This window comes from Qipengyuania benthica, assembly GCF_030717865.1.
Lineage (GTDB): Bacteria > Pseudomonadota > Alphaproteobacteria > Sphingomonadales > Sphingomonadaceae > Qipengyuania > Qipengyuania benthica.
This window is the reverse complement of record NZ_JAVAIL010000004.1, coordinates 1-18,002: the sequence shown is the minus strand read 5'-3', so window position 1 is coordinate 18,002 and position 18,002 is coordinate 1. Positions and strand designations below refer to the sequence as shown.

Genomic DNA, 18,002 nt, shown 5'->3' with positions numbered 1-18,002 from the left:
GCCGGGTTTCTCTAAAAAGGCTCGGTTTCATCTTTGATCCCGATCATAGAATCTCCGGTCAAAGCGTTCCTCCGATCCATCGGGCGATCTCTGATCCTCATCAAATTCACGTCGGCGCTGACCATATCGCTGGGTATTCGCATCGAGCCGCTGTCCTAGCGAGGTGCCTCCGTCGTCGATTCTCTTGCCAATCGAACCGTCGGACGAGCCACTTGCCAAGTTGCGCGCTCCCCCATGTGAACGACGCGGCGCGGACCCACGAAGGTCGGCTTCGGAAAATTCCCCAGGAACAGAAACATTTCCGATGATTGACCCACTCTGGGGGATCAAATCCTTATACGGGGCGACGCGCTGATCGTAATAATCGGAGATGATTTCGCGGGCCACCAGATCGTAAGCAGCCTGTTCCTGAGGGGAGTAGTCTGTGCGGGCAAGACTGGGCGCCGTAATGCCCATTTCAGCGGCTTTCTCCTGATAACGACCTGCCACGATCTGGCTCATGTCGAAGTTCACGATCGCGCCGACGCCATCCCGCGTGGATGTGTTACTGCTAAGAGAAAGCGCAGTTTCATCGATCTCCGCAATGCGCCCATCAATCCTTCGGATCTGTTCGAGCGCCTGCTCACGAGAATGGGAGTTGTCGGTGTATGCTTCGCTTCGGTTAAAACTGCCGCTCTGCGAATATGTGCCGCTGTCCTGCGTAACATTCGATCCGTTCGAGCGGTTGTCCGATGTCGATGAGTCGAAGCCATTCGACTGATCGCGACGACCTCCGCGATCGACACTGTCCACATAGACGCCCTGGCCCGAAACTCCTGCCTGTACTCCGCCGCTGATACCGGGTCGCCCACCGCCTCCACGTTGATTGCTACCGCCTCGGCCACCACCGGCGCCGACGCCGATACTTCCTCCCCGGCTAGTTTCCAGCCTATCGGTTTGCGTCTGCTGCTTCCCGGAAGTGGTCGTGATGCGTTCACTTTCGTTGACGCCGTCTCGGGCATCCACCGACTGGTTATCGAAGCGCTGAATATTCTCGCCAGAACGATAACCGGCCGAACTCTCCGACCCACTCGAATTTCGAACACCACTGGTTTGCCTGGTCGAGGTGCGATCAAGAAAAGAAACTGCGCGCGAACGTTCCTGGGTCAATGTATTTCGCGCCGTCTCCAGCTCCGAAAGCGTCTGCTGCCTTTCCGCGTTGTTGAAAGAACTGAGCGACGAGCCGAACGCAAGGCGGCTCATACCCGGAGAGGTGTCGAAGACCGACGAACCATCGGCCATTGTTTTGGTGAACGTTCCGTTCGAATTCACCATCGACTGGACCGCGGCTCCACCCGTGAACGAAGGCGCGGTGTTCCACTGGTTGGCTTGCCGGTTGGAGCTCGACAGGTTCATGTAGCTCTCGTTCCCGTAGGAATAGTTACCGGTCGTTCGCTCGACAGCCGCCGCTTCCGCTGCAGCCTGTGCTGGCGCGAGCATCGACGTCGCTTGCGATGATACGGCCATCGCTCCCCGCGCCATGCCGGCAGCAAGGAACGGAATCGACATCATCAGGAAGCCTGCAATCGTCGCGGTATCGGCGTTGACAGCATCGATACCGGCCATGCCTGCCATCGTGATGCCGCCCGGCGCGGTCGCATTCAACGAGTCCGACGCGCGATCCATGATGAACATGTGCAAGACCACATAGAGTGGGCCCCATGCGGCCAGATAGAAGAAGCCGGTGAAATAACCTTTCAGCGCGGTCACCCCTGTGCGCGGAAGAAGGAAGAGCGGAAAGAGGACCGGGAACATCGCATAGAAGACGACGGTCAGCACGATGTTGAGAAGCGGGACCCACGTCATCGCTTGCTGTGTGATCGACGTGTAGGTGTTGCGCGCCTGTTCCTCGGCGCGGAGCATGGCGAATGTATCGCCATCAGCCGCACCGAGATTGGCGCGCGCTTCGAGGAAGGCACTCACCAGCGAGCGTTGATGGAAAATCTGTTGCGCGGTCTGACTGCTACCGTGGAACTGATTGGCGATGACTGGGAGGTCGGCGATCAGTTTGGCGCGAGCAGCCGCGGGCGTGAGGCCTGGAAAGAGCTTGCGGCCCTCCTCCTCGAGCTGCGCATCGGTATAGGTGACAATTCCGCTCTGAAGGCTCGTGTATCCTGCCTGGCAAGTCACGATCGTCGGGGTGCCCGTGGCAGGGATCCACTTCATACCTCGCGCCGGCGAGCCGGGGCCCATATCGGTCAGGATGTCGTTCGAGTTCGCGATCGTGTCGAAAGACGCATGGCCGAGCAAGATGTCATAGAAGAGGCACTGCTTGAAATACTCCTCGAGATTGGCGCTGATGCGGGGGTCGCGGATCTGGAAGTCCCGGGTGCGATCCCAGAGCCTCGCTCCATAGATCATACCGTTGTTCGACATCTGCAGGGTGCCAGGCATCGTGAAGACGGTCTCGGCCGTGCGCGTCAACCAGTCGCCGGCAGTCGAGCTGACCGACGCGATGAGGGCCAGACCAACCGGGACGTTGCCGACCGTCGAGGGTGCCAGACTGGGATTGAGGCGATCGGTGACCTGCACGGTGGTCGTCGGAACGATGAGTGCCCCGTAAATGAGTGTCGCACCCAGGAACCAGTTGAGCCAGGCGCGCCAGTTCAAACTGAAGGCGACGATCAGAAGCGTGTATATGAAACCCATCACCATCACGACCCGGAGAAGCGAACGGAAGCCCCCTCCCCCCGTCCATGCGGAGACCGCGTTGAGGACGTTGACGATGTATTCCCCGCCCCCAATCGTGAAGATCTCCATCATGGTCCCTGATCCTTACTGGACGCCTTGGTTCGACAGCGACGTGCTGAAGGACAGCGCCGCCGACATCTGCGGGGAGAGATTGTTGCGCAGCGTGCCCTCCAGGAAGACCGCGCGCTGGATGACGTGCTGCGTTCGATCGAGGCGCAGGTTCATGCCTTGGGAATATCCATCGAGGACGTGGCGCACGGAGACGATCTGGTCACGCCATTGCGACAGCGCTTCCTCGTTCGCGTTCTGGAACGTCCCGACTCCCCGCGATGCGTAGCCGTAATATTGCTGCGCAAGCGCATCGAGCAGATCCATCGACACAATCTCGGCCAGATCGTTCATGTCATTGGCTGTCATTCCGCCAAGCGTCGCCGCCGCGTTGACCGAAATGATCTTGTATAGCGGGATCGTGGTCGCGCCGAGCAGTCCGATCTCGTCCGACGTCAGCGCGGTGTTCGACCGGATCTTGGCATTCATGCTCTCGATCATCGCACGGACGCGAGGCTTCAATGCCTGCGCCTGGTCGACCGACATGGTCTGAGTCGTCGGATTGAGACACTTGTCGATCGTATCGCACTTCAGCATCGTGACCGAGTTCGTGCCGTCGAGAAGCGCCGTCAGGAGCGCGCGATCGCCTTGCCCGAAGAACTGGTAGCCGCGCTTTCCGCTCCCATCGCCATCCTGATAATAGATGACGGTCCCCACGAACGTCATGAGGTACTCGCGGAATTGGGGAGAGAAGCTCGGATAGCTCTGCTTCAGCATATCCCACGTGAAGTTGTAGCTTTCCGACGGAATGTTCGGATCGCTGTTCGCAGCGATCGTCGACTCCCGCTGACCGCCGGTCCCGCATTCGTGACGGCCTTTCGCCCAGTCCGAAAAGAGCCCCTGGCTGTTGCCGATCGACTTGCAGATCTCCGACGACATGCGGTCCGACTTTCCCCACAAACCGCCGACGAGATTTTGAGCGGTTTCGCAGCTGTTCATGTTGAACTGGTTCATCTGCTGAGCCTTCTGCGCCATCTCTTCGATCGTCGAGGCGATCTGCGGGCTGATCGACTTGATGGCGAGCTGGAAGGCGAAGCCGAGCGCATTGTTGGCGGTCGCCTTCATCATCGCGACGATCTCGTCGGTGTTGATGAAGGAGAAGCTGCCCGAGAAGACGTCGATGCCGCCGCAACCCGCCTTGATCGAGGGCAGTTGCAGATTGACCGGGTTCACGCTCTTCTGCGGAAACCGTGTCCAGATGTTCCCACCCGAATAATAGCCCGCGGATTGGCCCTGATAGGCGGTCGGCCCGGTCGCGTTGGCCGCCGCACCCATGTCGTTGAAGAAATCGTTGAGCTCGGCCCCAACCTGCGCGCTGACCGGCGCAGCGGCCATGCCTGTCGTCGCCACCGCGAAGAGAGCGACACCGGCGCGTTTTGCGAAACGGGCGGCGATGCCGCCTCTCGTCCGAGTAGACATCAGTAATCGCTCCCTGGCTCGATCTGCGTGAGGTAGAAGATGCGCTGCATGACTTCGTCGGCCGCCATGACGCCGTAGCCGATCGGGATCGGCTGCTTGGTTTGCGTGTCGAACAGGACGATCGCCGGCACGGTGCCTCCCTGAAGACCCATTCGCTGGTACTGTCCGCTGTCGATCACGTAATTCGGGAAGAGCTCATTCGGACCACCGTCCATTGATACAGCCAGCACTTCGAGGCCGTAGTTGTCGGACAACGCGCGCATGACCGGCGAGAACGTCCGGCACGCCGAGCAGCTCGAAGAGTAGAAGTAGAAGACGCCGTAGCGCTGCGTGAGCGCCTGCATCGATCCCTCGCGCTGGTCGCGGCGGTCCGTGAGCCAGGTCTGCTTGGCCAAGGTGCCCACTGGCCGTTCGAGTGTGTAGTCGAGCTCGGGGTTCTGCCAGATCGACCTGCTCCACGTATCGGCGAAGGTCGACGCACGATCGAGCTGCTCACGCTGAAAGCGGATGTAGTTGACGATGTTCTCGGAGGTCGGTTCGAGGATCGCGAGCGCCTTGAGTTCGTCGAGCTGCTTGGTGATCGCCGCCATTCGCTCCACGGCGGGTACGGTTTGGGCGGGCTGTTGCTCCCTCTCCTTCGCCTCGCGCTTCACCTTCTCGGAATTGCAGTAGAACCACGACCCGAGCTTGCGCTCGTGGCAGTAGAAGGCATCGCGCTGGGACGCCGTGTCCGCCGTCTGCGCCAAACTGGGGGCCGTGGCTGCGGCGACTACTGCCGCAAGGCTGAGCAAAGCGAGCTTGTTCATGAGCGTTTCCCTTTGTCGAGGTCGAGCATCTGCAGGAGGAAGGCGGTCTTGAGGTGACCCCGACCACGGTCGATCATCCGGATCATTCCGCCGGACAGGGTCGTCGCGCCGTCGATGCCGGCGTCGGTGAGGCAGAAATCGAAGGCGCTCTCGCCCGCCCGGGAGATCCAACCGCGTTCGAGCAATCGGCCGATAGCGGCCACGAGCTCCGCCCTTGATGCTGGCCGCAGGAACCAGTCGTGGATGCGCGAGAACATCTCCTCCTCGCTGGCAGCAAGGTTGCGTCCGATCGCGACGCTGATTGCGAGATCGAGCACCTCGGCAGCTGGGAACGGATCCCCTTTCTGAAACGCAATGACTTCGCCGCCCGACACTTCAAGTCCCTCCATTCAGAGTGTAGTAGTCTTCAATCTTGGTCTGGATCTGGAGCGACATTTCGATCTCGTCGGGCAGCTTGGCCGCATCGACGAACTCAGCGTAAACCTCGCGGAAATCCATCCGGCTGAGGTCGAGCTGCTGGAACTGGGCAATGAGGAAACCCTCGCAGTCGGGCTCCTTGGCCTTGCCCCATCGCATCCCTAGCTGAGCCTTGCCTTGCTCGTTGAGGATGCGGACCAGCTTGCTCCCGTAGCAGCAGTAGGATTGCTTGCGCGTCACGCAGACGCCGAGGATCTTGTCCGAGCAGTAGGTGCCGACATAATGGCAGAGCCCGGCGTCATCCTTCTTGTCGACGTCCCGGTCCTGGCTGTTGCAGAGCCACGGCGTGAGAAGGGGAACGCCCTTCCCGCTGCAGCAATTGGACAGCCCGAACACCTTCTTCGTGCATTTGAGGTTCTCGCCGCTGAAGATCTTGAGCTGGTTCGGGTCGAACTCGTCCCTGAGTTCGCCCAGGACGTTCATGGCGACCATTGCGTCCTTGAACTCGGTCGACGCCTCGCGCGTGACACTCGTGCATTCGCCGTCGATGCAGTAGAGGTCGCCAGCACAGACGTAGGCAGGCGGCGGAGGCGCGCCCGTGTCCGGTGTCGTGCACTGGAACCAGCGATCATAGACGTTGCAGGTGATGCCATCGGCGTCGTAGCTCAGACATTCGTCATGGCTGAGCGAGCATTCCGGACGTGCCTCGAGCGCAGCACAGTCGTTCGCCGGAAGCAAACCCTGGCACTGATACGTGCGGCTCCACTCCCAGCACGGGCGGGTTACGGGCAAGCCATTGATGACGCGCGTCTCGCTGGGAGCCGTGCAGGTCTCGCCTTGGAGCGAGCACGTCGCTCCACCGATCGTGGCTTCGCATTGTGTTTCGTCGACGGACTCGCTGACAATCGAAATCGTGTTCCGCTCAATGCCGCCGGAGACCGCAGTTTGCGCGGGGCAAGAATAGGTCAGACGGTAAATTGGGTCGCCGGGTTCGGAGCAGTAGCGAGTGCGTCCATTGTCGTACCACTGAAGGCACCCTTGGCCTATCCGGACCCGGTTGATCTCCTGACAACCGCCGGCATCGAGCTGGCCTTGAATGGCGGCGCATTGCCGCGCGCCTAGATTGACATCCCTGTCGAACCCCTCATCGCAGGTGTACTCCCAATACCGGGAACCCTGTGTCTGAATTGTCAGGAGAGCCCTGCACGTCCGCGCTTCGTCGAAAGGCTGCGAGCCCTGGTTGCAACTCTCGAGATAGGTGGTCGAGCCACCGCCCCCGGGAGGCAGTGGATTGCATGAACCGCTCGATCCACCCGGGCTAGCGCCGGGACCAAGATAGGCGTCGGGATCGCTTTCGATGGCGGATGCCGCGGAGAGATCGATCGTCGCAGGATCGACGACCTTGCGGTATGGATCTACGACGATGCGATAGTCCTGCTGATAGCGCTGCGCTTCGCCGGCCGTCGTCAGGCCGACCGCATCGTCAGCATACTCGAGCGATGGAAAATCGGTCCCTCCGTATGTCGGGACGTTCGCTTGCGCACCATCGGCGAGGATGGACCCGTTGGTGGCATCGCGGACGCCCTCCCCGATCGCCTCGCCCTCTGCGCGCGCATCGGCCGAAGTCATCTGGGCATGGGCGAGCTGACCCGTCGCAACGAGAACGGCACAAGCAAGAACGAGGCCGCGGATGTTCACCGCGCAGACCTGTAGTTGGCGAGCGCAACCCGCGAGACCGGCGAGCCGGGGCCGTTGGCGTTCGAGAAGGTCTCTAGCACGTAGCCAACGCTGACGTTGCCGGCGATCCGGTCGTGCGGAGGCGGCGTGGTCACGCAGTCGAGCTGGTCGCAGGGTTCGAAATCGCTCGAAAGCGCGACGTAGGTCGGTACCCGGTCGACCCGAAACGACCGGAACAGCCGCGGATCGATCGCGACGTTGCTCGCGCCAGCCTGGTCCACAACATTGCGGATGCCGGTGATGAACGCCTGCGGGTTTCCGGCCGAGAAGCCACGGAACACGACGACGCCACCAGCTTTGGTCGTGTCCTCGATCATCTTCGCGAGAGATTCCTCGGGCATCGAAAGGCTCGCGAATGCGATGAACAGTGGAGCACCTTCGGGATTGGCCATGCCCGCTTTCGCGCCGGCGACCATTTCGTCGAAGTCGAAAGGCCCGTCACCGCCCGCAATATCGGACACATCGAGACCTTCGATCGAAGCGTAACCCTCATTGACGATCGTCTGCGCCTCTTCCTGATGTTCCTCGCCATTGGAGGTCACGTAGTCGAAGAGTGCCTGGGCATCCTCTTGGAACTCTCCCGCGCGCGCCTCGATAGCTTGGGGGTCGAACCCGTCAGCGCTCTGCGCGAAGACCGCCGTTACACAGCCGATGAGGCTGAAGCCGGTGAGCGACATAGCGATTTTTCGGTTCACGGCGAGCCTCCGTCCTACAGCACGCAGCAATTGCGTTTACGCCAAAGGAGGAAGCCGACGTCCTCTCCCTTGACCGGGTAAACCTGTCCGGATTTGGGCAGGATGGTTGTCGCCCCGATCGGCGAGCAGCTTTCGCGTCCGCTGACCATCGGCGTGGGGTTGACCTGCTGAAGCCGATACTGGCTCTTCTTGAGGATCGGCATGATGTATTTGGAGCAAAGGGCCTTCGAGCCGCTGGTTCCCCAGGCGAGGCCCTGACGATGCATCTTGTAGATCATTCTCTCGGCCGCGAGCCGCGCCGACTGCTTGATTCCGACATTGGCTCCGATATTGCCGTTCATCGGATACATCGGCCCTTGGCAACCCGAACACCAGAACAGCTCGTCGATCGGCAGTTTGGCGGTCGAGGCGATGCAGTCGGCCGAACACGCGGCCTGCGCGATCGGCGAGGTGAAGAGCGCCGCTTCCGGGTTTAACAGCGTCGTCAGCTCGTCGTCCTGCCAGAGCGGATCGATCTCGCTCATATAGGCAATGTCGAAGGAGCTCGCCTCAAGGCACAGGAAGTCGGTTACGACCTCCAGCCAATAGAGAAGCGGATAGATGTAATAATGAACGTGATATTTGGCGGTGTTCTGCGATTGTCCTCCGATCTGCGAAGAGTTCGACGCATAGCCGTTACCGATCGGGAAGCCAGGGTCGAGCTTGATGCCTCCGAGATTTGGAAAGCACCACGGTTTTGTCGAGACATCGACAAGGCGCACGGGTTCCCAGAATCCCATCGCAAGCCCGACGCGCGGCACGGGCGTTCCGCACGCGCAGATCGGCAGATCCGGATTCTTGGTATCGGCGCGCGAGGATGGCCAGATCTTGAGCGATCCGAGCGAAAGTGGAAACATGCAGCCCCAGCACACATCCGTGATCGGATTGACAAACGATCCGGAACAACGCCCCGGACCGGAGGGCAGTCCTTGGGCGGACGCCGGCGCGACAAGAGCAAGGGCGGCAAGCGCCGCAACAACGGTAAGCCACCTACGCAACATCGTCGGTCTCCCTGAAGAGCCAGGCATCGTCCGCGGCGTTCTTCAGCCTGGCCCATGCCCAGCCCTGAACGGCCATGAAGGTGAAGGCCGCGGCCAGGCTCGGGAGAGCGGCGGACCCGATCAGCTGGCGAAGCTCGCCAAGGAACAGAAGTGCGACCGCGAGAACCAGGCAGGCTGCGATGACGCGGAAGCGCGCAGCCCGCAGCTCCTTGGTTTCCGGAGCGGCCAGCGGAACCGGGATCATATCGCGCCAGGACGTCACGATTGCCTCCGGGGGATAGCTTTTTCGGTAACCAGCAGGAGATCGCCCTTTGCCTCGACGAGCGCGGGCGTGCGGGTGATGCCGAAATGACTGGTGAGCTTGCCCTCCTGGTCGAAGTAGAACCGACGCTGGTGAGTTTTCATGGATTCGAAGGGCGAACCGTCGACGAAAATGATCTTGGCGCGTTCATCGGGTCCGTGCCCGAGCGCCCATTCAACCTCGGCGGGATCGTCGCCGTCCACGAAGACGAGCTTCTTGGATAGCCCCGAAGTCGTTAGCGGATTGACCCGCTGACCACGCGCCGCGATCAGATTGCCTTGGTGGTCGCGAATGTCGTTCTCGACCACGATCGCGGGATCGAATTCCCACGAACGCGTCTCTTCGGCACGCGCCATTCCCGGAACGGGAACCGGACGCATGACGCGATCCTTCACTTTCGCGGCGAACTGCTGGTTCATCTCGTCGAGCTTGCCGGTCGCCTGCGCATGATCGAGACGCGCCTTGATGACGGACAGGAGGTCGGGCTCGATGACGGGCCAGGTCTGACCCATCTGGCCATGATCCTGCGCCTGCGCCTGCGCAGTCGGCATCGACGGCGCCGTCGCAGCCGCGGTGACGGCGGCGCATGAGAGGATGACGAGACGATACCTCACAGGATCGCCACTCCCGTTCCAACGAGGCGGTCGCGGCACACGAAGCCGATGTGCGAATAGCGGCTGTCGAAGCCATCCTTGTGGTGAGTGGCCGCGAACACGCAGCCTTCCGGAACGACGCCGAGAGGACCTTCGGTCAGGGGATCGCCCCGTTTGGTGAGCGGCTTGATCGATGCGATGCGCTCGCCATTGACCAGCACGTCGCGGCCTTCGCGGGTCACGAAATCGCCGGGCAGACCGAAGGCGATCTTGGCGAAGGCGCCAGGCTCTTCGCCGAAATACTTCTGGGTGACCGGATCATGGCCCGGGTGGAATATCACGTAATCCCCGCGGTCGGGAAAGCGGCCACTTTCGACAAGGAACGCCCAGTTCGGCAGCGAATCCGTTGCGTTAATCATGAAGGCATGGGTCTCGCTCCATTGCTGCAGGGACGTCACCGCCGTTCCGACGCCGAAAAGCGCGGCGATCGCGAGTAGCTTGCCCTTGGTCGACAGCCGCTTGGCTCTATTGTTGAACACCGCCCTGCCCTCCCCCGTTCGCGGCCATGAACGCCTGCATTTCCTGCTCGACACGCGCGTCTTGCGTTTGTTGCATGTCGATCGAAGCCTGGGCGATTTGCGGGCGCGGCACCTTCGCGTAGACAGCCGCCTTTACGCTCTGGGTGACATCCGGAACCTCGCCGCCGATCACAGCCTCGTGCACGAGAACGACCTTCCCGCTCTTCGACAGGCCGGCGACGGTCCGATCGAGTGTAGCCATGAAAACGGCCGTTTCCTGGGCGGCGGTCTGTTCGTCGGAACTCGATCGCGCCTGGGCCTGCAGATATTCGCCGATGATGCCTTGCAGCTGAAGCTGCACGAACTCCTGGCGTCCCCCATCTTCAGAGACGAGGTTCTTGGTGACCCAGGCTCCCCAGATGAAGATGGCGGCGGCGGCAGCGAGCAGCGCGATCTCCCGGGGTGAAAGACCCGCGAAAGCGCGTTTGGCAGCCACTGTCTTGGGCCTGCGAACTTCGCCGGTCGCCGCACGATCGGCATTCTCGAACAGATCAGTCATTGTCACCTCCAGCGACTTCGAAAACGGAGCGAAGGCTCGCGCGGCGAAAGAAAGCGATGAGAACCCAGGTGCCGCCGAGGACCGTGAATACGATCGTTTGGAATTGCGCCTGTCGAGCCGCGTCGGCCGCGAGGAAGCGCGCGGTCAAATTGTCCAGCTGAAGCATCGTCCCAGAAAGGGTGAAGCTGCCGAGGAGGACGAAGAACAAGGTCGCGACGCCAAGGGTCGCGAGGCCCGTCGTGGCGAACCACCCGATCAGGCGGAGCGCAACGGCCATTGCGTCTTGGCCGCGTGCGATCCGGGTGTGCGGGGATCCGGCGTGTGCAAACGCGTTCATTCCGCGGCCTCCAGCATATGATGGCTTTCGGGAAAGGCTACTGCCTCGATCGCATCGTGCATCGGGAAGCCAAGGTGGACGTAATCCTCGATGTCGGCGAAGACGTCGGGGCTCGAGGAATAGAGCGCTGCCGAATACCGATCGAGGACGAGCCGCCCGATGCTCTCGGTGTCGGGCCCCCGAATGAACACGTCCGAGTAGTCCGCGCCGTTGCGCTTCAAGGACCGCAAGAGCGCCTCGGTCATGTTGTCCATCTCGAAGCGATCCGAATTGCGAAAGTCGGAGATCGTCTCGCCCTTCTGCTGAAGGATGAGGAACCAGTCGGAGTTCTCGAGCGCGGCGCGCGACCCCTCCGACTTGTAGTAATCGTGGATCGATTGCGTCGCCGTGATGAGCGAACCGCCATATTTGCGGCAGGTGCGCGAATAAGTCTCGACGAAGTCTGCCATCGCCCCGCCCTTCAGCATCTGCCAGGCTTCATCGATGATGAGTGGTTTGGGGATCGAGCGGTCCATCCGGCGCATCACCTGAGAGGCAATGAACATCACGGATGTCAGCACCACGCCGCGCAACTCCTCGCGCGTCGCCAGATCGGAAAGCTCGAAGACGGTGAGGTCGGCTGACAGGTCCAGATTGGCATCGCCGAGGAAGAAGCGACCGAATGTCCCGGTCGAGGCGAACGGCAGCAGCGAGGTCGCAAGATCGTAGGCGAAGGGATGTTCGGGCTGCTTTAGCGCCTCGATGATGTGGTCCACCGTTCCATCGCGACCCTCTGCTTCCCAGACGGCGTTGACGGCCTGGTCGATGAGCCCCCGCTCGGTGTCGTTCAGTCGGGTCTCGTTCCGCGCCATCTGCGAAATGATCGACTTCAACATGGCGAGGCAGTCGACCAGATAGTCATCGTCGCCTTGGGCCAGCTCTTGGTCGATCATCCGGAAGGGGTTGATCGAAATGCCCGAAGAGAGCTTGAATTCGGTAAAGGTGCCGCCGAGCGCCTTCGCCATGTGCTCGAAACTGCGACCGTCATCGATCACGATCGTCTTCGCGCCGACGCCGGCGAAGCTCGCCGTCAGATCCTGAAGGAGGACCGATTTCCCCGAACCCGACTTGCCCGCGATCGCCACGTTGTGGTTGCCGGCACCGTTCTGGAACGGCGACCAGAATTGCGGTTGTCCCCGGCGCCCGATGAACAGCAGATGCGGAATGTTGCCGCCTACATATTCACCCTGGATCGGTGCGATGGCCGCGACGTTCGTGGAGCGCATGGTGCGCAGCCGCTTCATGCGCTTGTAATCGGAATCGAGTCCGTCCGCGAGCATGAGCGGGAAATGGGCCATGAAGGCGGGCAGCTGGATATGGGTCTCGTCGATCAGGTCCCACCCGCTCGCCTTGTAGAGCGCCTTGAGCGTTCGCTCGCAGGGCTCGCCACGTCCCTTGGGCGCAAGGATCGAAACCGCATAATAGCATGAGACCAGCTTTTCGCCCTGCTTCACACGGTCTTGGACGAACTGCCATTCGGCGGCCTCTGTGCGAAGCTTCGGGACGAGCTTGACGCCCTTTCCCTCCGCCAGCGAGCTCGTGCGCGCGAACTTGTATCCCGCCTTGCTTTCCGAAGACTCCTGCCCGGGGATGACCCCGCACACGGTCTGGAGGACCGGGCATGGCAAGTTCAGCTTGGGATTGAAGATATCGCCGATGATCTTCTGCGTGTCCCACGGAGCCCAGCGATCGGGGAAATTGCGTACCGCCATCGTCCGGATGTCGAAGCGCTCGGGAACGAAATCCTTCATCTCCGGCACGCCCTCGACAGAGGCACCCGTTGGGCGGAGCGACTGCGCATGAAGGATAAGGCGATCTTTCTCGACATGGGTGACGAGATCGCGGCGGACGCATTGTTCGTTGATTGGGTCGAACCGGTTGTACCCCGGAACCTCGTCTCCAGCTCCGGTCGATGGAGCCAGGATCTCGTCGAAAAAGCGGATCAGATCGGTGGGCTCGAATTGCTTGATTGGAACGTCGATCGATTCCAGCGCCGAAATGGTTCCGTCGCGCATCGTCACCAGATCATCGGTCGTCAACCCGGAGCCTTGACTGACGCCGACCGACATGACGACACGGTAATTGCGGACGAAGAAGGGGCCGTCGCTCGCGAGAGTCGACCACGCGCCGTTGCGGAGCTTGTCGAGACGATGTCGGGCAAGGGTCTGGAAGACGCCCGAGGCGCTGAAGCGCGGTAGCGCCCAGTCCTGCAGCTTCTCCGCGACGCGCGGAGAGGAATAATTGGTTACGCTGAATTTGGTCCCGGGCAGGAGGATATCGGAGAACAGCGAGCTTATGATGTCGTTGACGCGATCATTGGCCCCGACCAGCGGCGCAAGCTCGAGGATGAAGCCTTTCGAGCGGACCTGGTGGAAGACCCGCTTGTCTTCGTCGTAGGAGCGATAGCCAAGGTAATGCGACAGCATCGGCACCTGCGGCGGGTTCGACTTCTGCTCGGGTTTCCGGCTGTCGCCGACCACCAGGTCCACGATGTTGCTGAATGCTCTCATCATCGCGCTTCACTCCACCACGCCGGGAAACGATGCGGCCTGCCGCCGCGGCTTCGCCTGCTGGCCTGCAAGGCGTTCGGATACCTGCGCCTCGATCGCCGCGATGGGATCGGTCCCTGTCGCGACGGCGACTTCCGGCGGCTTTGCCGTAGGATCAGCCGCGGGCGGGAGGATATCGGGGGTGATCGCGAGGAACGGCGGGGCACTCTCCGCAGCGGCAAGCAGCCCCTGGTTGCGCGTCGGATGGCGCCCGCGCATCGCCATCGCCTCCATCGCATCGCCGCGACCAGGCAAGACGGCCTCGGTCCTGACGGTCCGCCGTGCGTGGATCATGCCCGTCGCATCGGTGTAGCCCGGAAAGACAACGGCAAGCTCGTAACTGGGGGCACTGGTCGCCGTCATGGGAACGGACGCGAGAACGGTGTTGTGGACCGGAGCATCGATCCCGTCATCCATCTGGTAGGGACCGGCGGGATTGAGCAGATCGGTGGAGCTCGTTTCCTCGATCCGCGATATCGCGTTGTCGTCGATCACGGTGGAGGGGGCGCACACACCGTCGGGAGCATCGCACCGGAAACTGCCGCTCACATTGGTGCCCAGTGTGGTGCAGGCCGAGAGCGCGCCGCCAAGCGCGGCGATGGCGAGAATGGCTTTGCTGTTCACGATGCACTCCCTTGGATCCAGCTTTCGAGGAATTCGCGGGGGCGGTAGCCGTGAACGACGGCACCATCCTCGCGGACGATTACGGGGGTTCCATTGAAGCCATGCCGGCGCGCGAAAGCTTCGTTGGCATCGAGCCCCGACGTGTCGCATTCCGATCCGGTGGTAATCGACCCGCCATCATACGCCTGATTCACGGCCCGGCGCTTGTCGGGAGAGCAGATCACGGCTTCGGAAATCGGGCGTGTGCCGAGCACCGAGATTGGGCGCTCGACGACCTTCACGTTGAGCGTCTCGAGGGTCTCGTGAAGCCGCTTGCAATAGCCACAGCGGAAGTCGCTGAAGACGGTGACCGTCTTTGTCCCCCGGCCCATCACGACCGCGCCGTTCTGCGGCAACGCAGCCAATGCGCGAGGGTCGATCTGATCGTCGATCGAGCCGCCCGTGGCATCGCCTGCGGCGGGCGCTTGCATGTCGACGCCAGGCGAGGCCGACTCTCCGCCCCCTCCCCCGATCAGCATGTCGGGGTTCATCTCGAGCAGCCGCGCCGCCGTCAGATCCTGCTTGGTCTCCATGTCGTAGACGCGGCCGATAATGAGATAGCGAGCGCCGTGATCGATGTAGAAGAGGTTCTGCCGAGCCTGCACCTCGCATACGCCCTCGATCTTCTCGCAGTCGATCGCTGTGATCTCGGTCTTGGGCAGGCGTTCGGCGAGGGCCTGTTGCACGGCGGCGTCCGAGGAACTCTGCGCAAGAGCCTGGGCTCCAAGGGCAAGAACGCCTCCCGCGCCAAGGATCCCGACTGCTTGAACAGTCCGGACGAGACCGGCTTTATGATCGTCGTGCATGAGCCGCTTGAGGGTCAAATTCTTCAGCATGATTGCCTCTCAGTTCCTGATGAAGGTGCCGTCGAGGAACACGACCTCGACACTTGCGCCGGTGGGCATCTCGACGACGGGCTGATATTGCTCCGCGCGCTCGATGAGATATTCGGAGAGGGTCGTGCCGGCCTGTTCGGCACCGCCGCCAAGAGCGCGCAGGCCGACCTCACTTGCATCCGGATCTTCGCGACCCCCCGAGATGATGGGCGCATTGAACGAGCCGTTGAGGGCGCTGCCGGCGCTGCTGACGAGACCAGCGAGGAAGGCCTGAGTCGTCAGGGACCCCTCGCGGCTGACAACCCGGCCGCGAACACCGACCTTGCCGCCGAAGGCGATGAAGCCCTTCACCTCCGATACGGCGAAGCGGCCGCCAGGCTGCGCGCATGTCATGCGCTGAAGCTTCACGTAGACCTTTTCCGAGGAGAGATCCCCGTAAGCCGCGCCGTTCACCATGCAGCCCTGTACGCGAGTGGCGAGAAGGCGACCCTCGCTGTAGACCGAGCGCGCTGGTCCGGTGATGCGCAGAAGGACAGGGAGCGGATCGCTCTGGCTCCGCGTATTCGTGGTGGCGTCGACCCCGACGACCACCGTCGCCTTCGCGATCGAGTTGGGAGGCAAGTAGTTCGGAGAGTCTGTGTAGATGGCGGGCGACTTGGAAGCGTCGATCCGCGAACCCGTGCCATTCGCCGTGAACGAGACCATCTGCACGTCGTTGGCGCGCCGCGGCGGCTGCGGCGTCGCCGCGACAGGCGATGAGGAGGGGGCGACTCCCAAAGCCTGTGCGGCGGCGACCGGACCCGGAGCACTCGGTCGGGCGTTGCCGCGGCTCGCCTGCTGGCGTAGCTGCTCGTTCTCGCGCTCGTATGCTTCCAGAACACGCTGGCCATCGCGGACCATCGCGGCGTTCTCGTTGCGCAGGCTCTCGACCTGCGACTGAAGCTCCATCATCTGGCCGGCCTGCGCTTCGACGCCCTTCAGCCGCTGCCCCTGGGAGTTGATCTCGCCCTCGTACATGGCGACCCATTCCTGGTCGACACGCTGGCGGTTCATGAGGGCGTCGGTCGAGACCGTGGTCTCGGTCCCGTCGTCCATCGCCTGTTCGATGGTATCGTCGGTATCGAGGACGTACATCGAACCCGCGATCGCGATGACGCCCACCAGCCCGTACATCAGCATCTTCTGACGCTTCTGGGTCTGGTCGTTCTCCGCGATCGAACCCCTCTCGTCGAGCTCATCGTGCTCGTCGTATCCGGCGGCATCCAGATCCTTGGGTTTGCGCTTCAGGAGATCCATCTCAGTTACCTTCCTGTGGGGACGACGACATAGACGGCAGTCGCCTGCCCACTCGCGAGGTCACGGTTTGAAATGCTGACGGCGATCGCACCGTCGCCGGCGATGAGCTCTTCCTGCAGCGTCATGGGAGCGGCTCCGGTGTTCTCGATCCGAAGAACCTTGCCCGTCATGGTCGGGCTGCGATATTCGCTGACCAGCTGGACCTTGATGTCGCCGACGTTCACCGGCGCGCGAGCGGCGTCGCTGATTTCGAAGCCCGTCACGGGACGCTGTTCGAACATCGCCCGAACGAGGCCCACCGCACGATCGGCGAGCGAAGCAGCTTGCAGCGTTTCGGCCTGCGGCTGCGGATGCTCGATATCCGCGTTGGCCACGAAGACCTGCAACGCGCCGTCACCCGACACCTGACAGTCGAACTTGTAGACGTATCCCTTCTGCGTTGTGCCGAAGAAGGAAATGTTCGGCTTGGTGTAGCCTCCCGGCACCGACAGATAGATGTCGCCGCGCGTGGGTTCGTGGACAATCGAGAAGTCCTCTGCCTCGATACCGCTCTGGACGCGCGACACGGCGACGAACTGATCGTCCTTGAGCGCGATCCGGGTAAGGTCTGATTTCGACGCCTGACAACGTACCTCGCCGTTGTCGACGGCGAGAATGTGTTCCTGCGCGAGTGCGGGCGCAGCCGACATGACGAACGCGCCTGCGATAAGCGCCGCGCCGCTCAAGCGCGTAAGGTAGCAGTCGAGGCGCGAGGCCAACAGCCCGCCGGAGACGATCATGAGCGAAGAAATGACGGGGTTCATTCTTCCTCTCCTTCTTTCACGACGACGCCGAAGCCCTTCAGGCGGAGCGAGACGCCGGTATATTTCCAGTGGAACTCGAAGACCTTGTGTTCGCGGCGGACGTCGCGCGAACCGACGATCGTATGGAGGACGCCGCCGACCTGGCTCGTGAGTTCGTCGGGGTTGGTCCTGATCCAGTCGATGGTAACGAACTGCGTGACCTGCGAGCCTTCCTGCTCGGCCATGATCTCCATCAGCTTGGCTTTGAGCGCGCCGCGCGATTCCGGCGCGGCGATCGCGACGATCCCGTCGAGCCAGTACTGGAGGGTTTCAGGCGAGCGATTGAGCGCGAGCTGCGCGGTGTCGCGCGTTACCGCCTCGAGATACTCGGGCGTGACCGACGAGGAGCTTAGCGTCATTTCGCTAGGGAGGATCGGCTGAAGGACGACCTCCCGATCGCGCGTCGAGGCGGCCGTGAACATCACAACCACAAGGATGCCTGTCCGTCGTCAGAACATTTGGCACAGAACTGGTCGCTCGTTTGATGAGTGTTGGCCTCGTCTGGAGGGTTGATCTT

The 18,002-nt window shown here is 62.0% G+C and carries 18 protein-coding genes; all 18 read right to left on the bottom strand.

Translation table 11 applies throughout. From position 1 onward, the window contains the following. Positions 1-27 precede the first annotated feature (27 nt). The 18 genes from Q9K01_RS12060 to Q9K01_RS11975 are packed head-to-tail and all read right to left on the bottom strand — an operon-like array spanning position 28 to position 17,910. On the bottom strand, positions 28-2,802 hold the full coding sequence (locus Q9K01_RS12060; RefSeq protein ID WP_179408787.1) for a conjugal transfer protein TraG N-terminal domain-containing protein: 2,775 nt from the start codon (positions 2,800-2,802) through the stop codon (positions 28-30). A gap of 12 nt (positions 2,803-2,814) precedes the next feature. Beyond that, complete coding sequence (locus Q9K01_RS12055; protein ID WP_305930503.1) at positions 2,815-4,257, bottom strand: conjugal transfer protein TraH; 1,443 nt, start codon at positions 4,255-4,257, stop codon at positions 2,815-2,817. After that, positions 4,257-5,063, bottom strand: a complete 807-nt coding sequence (gene traF / locus Q9K01_RS12050; RefSeq protein ID WP_160729019.1) for a conjugal transfer protein TraF — start codon at positions 5,061-5,063, stop codon at positions 4,257-4,259. Before traF ends, Q9K01_RS12055 begins: the two co-directional genes overlap by 1 nt. Next, positions 5,060-5,437: a hypothetical protein gene (locus Q9K01_RS12045; protein ID WP_179408785.1), complete on the bottom strand. Its 378-nt coding sequence runs from the start codon at positions 5,435-5,437 to the stop codon at positions 5,060-5,062. The genes traF and Q9K01_RS12045 overlap by 4 nt, the downstream gene beginning before the upstream one ends. A gap of 1 nt (position 5,438) precedes the next feature. Continuing rightward, positions 5,439-7,178, bottom strand: coding sequence for a conjugal transfer protein TraN (locus tag Q9K01_RS12040; RefSeq protein ID WP_179408784.1), 1,740 nt, complete (start codon positions 7,176-7,178; stop codon positions 5,439-5,441). Continuing rightward, positions 7,175-7,912 carry a type-F conjugative transfer system pilin assembly protein TrbC gene (gene trbC, locus Q9K01_RS12035; protein WP_305930502.1) on the bottom strand — a complete coding sequence of 246 codons (738 nt, stop codon included), beginning with the start codon at positions 7,910-7,912 and terminating at the stop codon, positions 7,175-7,177. Before trbC ends, Q9K01_RS12040 begins: the two co-directional genes overlap by 4 nt. A gap of 14 nt (positions 7,913-7,926) precedes the next feature. Continuing rightward, positions 7,927-8,979 carry a conjugal transfer pilus assembly protein TraU gene (gene traU / locus Q9K01_RS12030; RefSeq protein ID WP_373285051.1) on the bottom strand — a complete coding sequence of 351 codons (1,053 nt, stop codon included), beginning with the start codon at positions 8,977-8,979 and terminating at the stop codon, positions 7,927-7,929. Next, positions 8,942-9,196 carry a hypothetical protein gene (locus tag Q9K01_RS12025; RefSeq protein ID WP_305930501.1) on the bottom strand — a complete coding sequence of 85 codons (255 nt, stop codon included), beginning with the start codon at positions 9,194-9,196 and terminating at the stop codon, positions 8,942-8,944. The genes traU and Q9K01_RS12025 overlap by 38 nt, the downstream gene beginning before the upstream one ends. A 14-nt stretch (positions 9,197-9,210) precedes the next feature. After that, on the bottom strand, positions 9,211-9,867 hold the full coding sequence (gene traW / locus Q9K01_RS12020; RefSeq protein WP_229735712.1) for a type-F conjugative transfer system protein TraW: 657 nt from the start codon (positions 9,865-9,867) through the stop codon (positions 9,211-9,213). Continuing rightward, positions 9,864-10,385, bottom strand: a complete 522-nt coding sequence (locus tag Q9K01_RS12015; RefSeq protein WP_229735711.1) for a S26 family signal peptidase — start codon at positions 10,383-10,385, stop codon at positions 9,864-9,866. Before Q9K01_RS12015 ends, traW begins: the two co-directional genes overlap by 4 nt. Next, positions 10,372-10,923, bottom strand: coding sequence for a TrbI F-type domain-containing protein (locus Q9K01_RS12010; protein ID WP_179408783.1), 552 nt, complete (start codon positions 10,921-10,923; stop codon positions 10,372-10,374). The genes Q9K01_RS12015 and Q9K01_RS12010 overlap by 14 nt, the downstream gene beginning before the upstream one ends. Continuing rightward, a complete protein-coding gene (locus tag Q9K01_RS12005) occupies positions 10,916-11,260 on the bottom strand; it encodes a hypothetical protein (RefSeq protein ID WP_119587721.1) in 345 nt (114 codons plus the stop codon). The genes Q9K01_RS12010 and Q9K01_RS12005 overlap by 8 nt, the downstream gene beginning before the upstream one ends. Next, positions 11,257-13,812: a type IV secretion system protein TraC gene (gene traC, locus Q9K01_RS12000; protein WP_419957075.1), complete on the bottom strand. Its 2,556-nt coding sequence runs from the start codon at positions 13,810-13,812 to the stop codon at positions 11,257-11,259. The genes Q9K01_RS12005 and traC overlap by 4 nt, the downstream gene beginning before the upstream one ends. Before the next feature lie 6 nt (positions 13,813-13,818). Continuing rightward, positions 13,819-14,472, bottom strand: a complete 654-nt coding sequence (locus tag Q9K01_RS11995) for a hypothetical protein (protein ID WP_305930500.1) — start codon at positions 14,470-14,472, stop codon at positions 13,819-13,821. After that, positions 14,469-15,317 (bottom strand): DsbC family protein, encoded by an 849-nt coding sequence (locus Q9K01_RS11990; protein WP_422785320.1) that lies wholly within the window; start codon positions 15,315-15,317, stop codon positions 14,469-14,471. The genes Q9K01_RS11995 and Q9K01_RS11990 overlap by 4 nt, the downstream gene beginning before the upstream one ends. 39 nt (positions 15,318-15,356) lie before the next feature. Beyond that, on the bottom strand, positions 15,357-16,643 hold the full coding sequence (locus Q9K01_RS11985) for a TraB/VirB10 family protein (RefSeq protein ID WP_305930498.1): 1,287 nt from the start codon (positions 16,641-16,643) through the stop codon (positions 15,357-15,359). A gap of 5 nt (positions 16,644-16,648) precedes the next feature. Further along, entirely contained in the window at positions 16,649-17,446 is a 798-nt protein-coding gene (locus tag Q9K01_RS11980) for a type-F conjugative transfer system secretin TraK (protein WP_305930497.1), read from the bottom strand. Further along, positions 17,443-17,910: a TraE/TraK family type IV conjugative transfer system protein gene (locus tag Q9K01_RS11975; RefSeq protein ID WP_340324273.1), complete on the bottom strand. Its 468-nt coding sequence runs from the start codon at positions 17,908-17,910 to the stop codon at positions 17,443-17,445. The genes Q9K01_RS11980 and Q9K01_RS11975 overlap by 4 nt, the downstream gene beginning before the upstream one ends. Positions 17,911-18,002: the final 92 nt, after the last annotated feature.